Consider the following 4,237-nt stretch of genomic DNA (forward strand, 5'->3'; position numbering starts at 1 on the left):
CACTGAAAGGAAATTCAAAATGTATAAAATGATGCTGCTCATAAAACCCATACATCACGGATAATTACATCTATAAATTCAGATTTTCAGATTCTAAACTCTCTCTTTTTATTTACTTTTCCGCCGTATATTACAGAATTTTTATGATATTAAAATCCAGGTGTTATAAGCAACTATTGACTGTTATATATATATACCTATTATCATATTCCTTGTAACTGTAGGATTGTTCATTAATCTGTATATAGCACTTTCATCAGACCGAACTGTTCGGTCTGAAATAATTATAGGATGTGTATAAAATATGAAATTTCAAGTTGTTTTATTTGATGGGTTTGATTTAATGGATGCACTTGCTCCTTATGATGTCTTTCACGTTGCAGCAGCTCTTTCTCCAGAAGAAGTAACAGTGGAGTTAGTAACTGTCGAAGGGAAAAGATTAGTTAAAAGTGGAGTAAATGGCGTAAGAATCGAAGCCACAGGCATACTCGATCCAACCGCTGAAGGTGTAATTTTAATTCCAGGTAGTGCTGGCGATTCCTACGATGATGGACCAAATTCAGTTGTAAATAGGTTAAAAAAAGCTTCTGAGACGGAGTTGAAAACTATGCTACACCAAGCAGCACACAACCCTAATATTACTTTAAATACAGTATGCGTAGGTGCTAACCTTTTAGGCATGATTGGACTACTAAATGGTCGATATGCTAGTACACATTTTATGGGGATGGGTGCTTTACCTAAAATGGGAGCTACACCAGTGCATGCTCGTATCGTAGATGATGGAGATTTAGTATCTAGCGGTGGTGTTACTTCAGGGATAGATATTGCTATTTATACAATTGAACAAAAACTAGGACCAAAAATTGCACACGCTGTCGAGAAAATGATTGAATTTGAACGTAGAGGTACCGTTTGGACAAATAAAGGTAAAGAACCTATGGCTTTTTAAATAAAAGTTTTTACATTAGAGGTATCACCAGCATTTTAGAGATTTATCATATTTTCGAATAAAAAATGTAACAATTCTACTCGAGAAACCTAATAAGAAGAAAGTTAACTTTCTTCTTATTGCATTATTACTGGCTAAGTAGTTTAGATTTTCTTGTCCTGTTATTAAGACATGAAAGTCCCTACAAAATTTATGATAATGGCTATTTATCAACGATTGTTCATGATATTTTAGTTTAGACAAGAAAGTCAAAACTAAAATTTTATCGAACTAAATCTAATTGGTCTTGTGTAATAATTTAGGGTTCTTTTAGAAAGGTATATATTTAAAGTTAATTAGCTATGTGAAAATAAATTTCATGTTATTGTTAACTATAATTCTTAGATATACAAGAAGAACCGGGCAATTTATGATTGGTTCTTTTTGTATAGATTTTTTAATTTGATTATCTTATTTTAAATTTTCTTTAAAAGTTATCGTTACTGCATCTATAGGTGCATCATGAGTTGGTGGTATTTCTAGTAAATTGAGTAGAGTTGTTATTTAGTTTTAAAGAGTAAATCAGTAAAGAACGTCTCTATCTCTAAATCTTTTTTTGAAAATATCTCATGTTTTGCAACAAGTAGTTGTCTTAGAATATCATCTAATTTTTTAGAAATTTCAATGAAATCACTTTCTTCGCCTTTAATATGTTGACCATGTACCACAGTCGAACGACATCCATAAGCCTTTTTAATAAGATCGAAATACTCTTTCTTTGATTCATCTGAAGTGCCTAACAATAATGCAACACGTTCTGCAATTTTGCGGCTTACTTCAGACTTATCGGTAGTAAACAGGCATTCTAAAGCATTACAATAAGAAGCTATTTTCATTGGTAATATTGAACTTACTCTTGCACCAAGTGTAAAATAATGTGCCCTATCTAATTGTTTTGACCCTTTATTTCTAAATAGAATATCTGCATCAGGGTGCTTACCACCAAAACTCTTCTCTCCATATTCATCAATAGAAAAAGGTTTAAAATCACGAGCTGCTGATAGGATTTCATCTTTCGTAAAATTAGACTCTTTTCTTTCACATGTAGAAAAGCTCATATCAATTTATCGACGCTGAATTTTTTCTTGTGTTCCAATCTCCTTTTTATATCCAATAAATCATTTTCTTGTATTATCACTGACTGTCTACTTCCCTTTCTAAGAGCGGATATACAAATGTGCTCTTATTTATTTATCATCAAATCTTTATTTTAATCATACTCACATTTCCATCAGCATTTAGCCCCTTATCATTTATTCCTAGTTTAACAGCACTTTCTAACGTATATCCAACTTCAGAAAAAAGACTTACTTTCCAAACCACCAGGTCCAATTGAATCTTTAAACGTATTATCACAAAGTTTTAAATCCTAATATTTAACTATATTGTAACATTCGATATGCCCAAACTCCTGATAAATATGGTAGCATTTACCTGTAAGACAAAATATTAATATAGGAGGCAGATTTATTATGAACGCAAGAAAACCAAAATCATTTGTAAAACAATGTACAGGAATTGCTTTGGCTAGTATGATTGGATGTAGTGGTATTGGAGTTTTCGCAACAAATGTAAGTGCTGCCGAAAATGCTAATCCAGCTCCTATGTACCAATCTCTTCAAGCAGAAGTGATGACAATTACACAGTTACAAGATGCTATTCAGCATAAAAATGATCCTTTTATTAATCAAGTAAAAATATTTATTGATAAACATAAGACAGAATCAGAATTTTTATGGGGGAAAGTGAGTACTTCGTTAAAAAACGACATTGTAGACCTGCTTACAGGTGACAAAAAGCATTACTCTAATAAAATCAATAAAGCCCTTGTAAAACACTTTAGAGAAGTCCCTAAGTTATTGAAATTAGCAAGTCCTGAGTTTAAAAAAGAAATCATTCAATTACTAAAATACTTATAAAAATATCTACTAAGAGTTGATCTTTCAATGAATATTGATAGTAGTAGTTCCATAAATTTATATTTCCAAAGTATCTTTTAACTCGTAATATCTATATAAAAAAATTTAGAGTAAACAAGTGTAAGGAATGGAAATTGGTCTAAATGCACATAGGGTAAATCAATCTACAAAGTATTCAACTGTGGGTACAGTAAAGAATACTCAAGATTCTCCTTCTACTTATGGAAAAGAATCTAATAATGATTCTGTTATAAAATTTGATATTCGTTCATCAGACAACGATGTAAAACAACCTAGTGTCAAATTTACTGAAATGGATTTATGGAAAATGTTAAAAGATAAAGGTGTCCCCTTATGGATTATTACGGAGATGCTAAACAAGTTTCTTGCTGATAAAGAGAAGACACCTAGTCAAACTAACAATGATTCTCCGGCTGATGCTATTAATATTACTGAAATAACTAATGAAACAAGATTAGACGTAGTACTGTAGATTGTTAGTACGGCTCATATTGAAACCAAAAGATTATTAATCAAACCTTATCACATATCTGATGCAAAATCTTTATACGAATTACAAAAACATCCCAAAACAAACCGTTTTATGTCATCTCCGTCGTATTCACTAGAAGAAATACAAGATATTATTCTATGGAGCATAGAGATGAACAAAAAAACAACGTAAATAATATTGCTAAATTCAATCTTTATATTTTTGAAAAAGCTCGGATTTCAATTTGAAGAAAAAGTCAAAAATTTAAATGAAGAATTTAAAGAATTTGCAGGTATGCATTCTTTCTACATCACGAAAGATGTATTTTCAAAGAATTTAACAAATAATCGATAACTGACTAGTTATAGTGATCCGCCATATTACTATCAAGCTAAGCAATTTTTTGTTTCCTAAAACGATAAAAAGGACCTGAATTCTCATAAATAATTGTTATTATGAATAGAAGACTAACTCTATAGATATATATAGTTAGTCTTCTATTTCATTAATTTTAATAAAAGTATTATATTGTGTGCTTCTAATTGGTTTAAATGAAGAGGTAAAGCATCGTATCTTTTTAGAAACCTCACGTCTTTCTTACAAAGATTTTGTATTTATTTCAAATCTATAATTTGAAGTCTATTCAGAAAGTATCCACTTGGGTGTCTCCGTTTAAAGAAGTACCCATTTTCTTGTCTCGATATGCGGACAAGAAAATAGGTACTAAATGAACTAGATTTATTGGTAATTAAACATTGTACGCTAGAAAATTAGTTCCTACTTTCATGTCTTTCTACAACAAGGACATGAATCGCTAAACTATTTAGACAAGAA

The 4,237-nt window shown here is 30.8% G+C and carries 5 protein-coding genes; 3 read left to right on the plus strand and 2 right to left on the minus strand.

Annotated elements, in window-relative coordinates; genetic code table 11:
• Positions 1-304 precede the first annotated feature (304 nt).
• The gene (locus DN403_RS29985) at positions 305-952 is read left to right on the plus strand and encodes a DJ-1/PfpI family protein (RefSeq protein WP_149186074.1); all 648 of its coding nucleotides are present in this window, start codon (positions 305-307) and stop codon (positions 950-952) included.
• Between the two features lie 539 nt (positions 953-1,491).
• Here the strand turns inward: DN403_RS29985 and DN403_RS29990 are convergent.
• Positions 1,492-2,049, minus strand: a complete 558-nt coding sequence (locus DN403_RS29990; protein ID WP_170961941.1) for a HEPN domain-containing protein — start codon at positions 2,047-2,049, stop codon at positions 1,492-1,494.
• 139 nt (positions 2,050-2,188) lie between these two features.
• Positions 2,189-2,347 (minus strand): hypothetical protein, encoded by a 159-nt coding sequence (locus DN403_RS31485; protein WP_179958958.1) that lies wholly within the window; start codon positions 2,345-2,347, stop codon positions 2,189-2,191.
• A 116-nt stretch (positions 2,348-2,463) separates the two neighbouring features.
• Here DN403_RS31485 and DN403_RS29995 point away from each other — a divergent pair, with 116 nt between their 5' ends.
• Together DN403_RS29995 and DN403_RS30000 are read left to right on the plus strand one after the other, a co-directional pair.
• Positions 2,464-2,910, plus strand: coding sequence for a hypothetical protein (locus tag DN403_RS29995; protein WP_000993975.1), 447 nt, complete (start codon positions 2,464-2,466; stop codon positions 2,908-2,910).
• 127 nt (positions 2,911-3,037) lie between these two features.
• The gene (locus DN403_RS30000) at positions 3,038-3,403 is read left to right on the plus strand and encodes a DUF3914 domain-containing protein (protein ID WP_149186075.1); all 366 of its coding nucleotides are present in this window, start codon (positions 3,038-3,040) and stop codon (positions 3,401-3,403) included.
• Positions 3,404-4,237: the final 834 nt, after the last annotated feature.

The organism is Bacillus sp. AY2-1, assembly GCF_008368965.1.
GTDB lineage: Bacteria > Bacillota > Bacilli > Bacillales > Bacillaceae_G > Bacillus_A > Bacillus_A thuringiensis_S.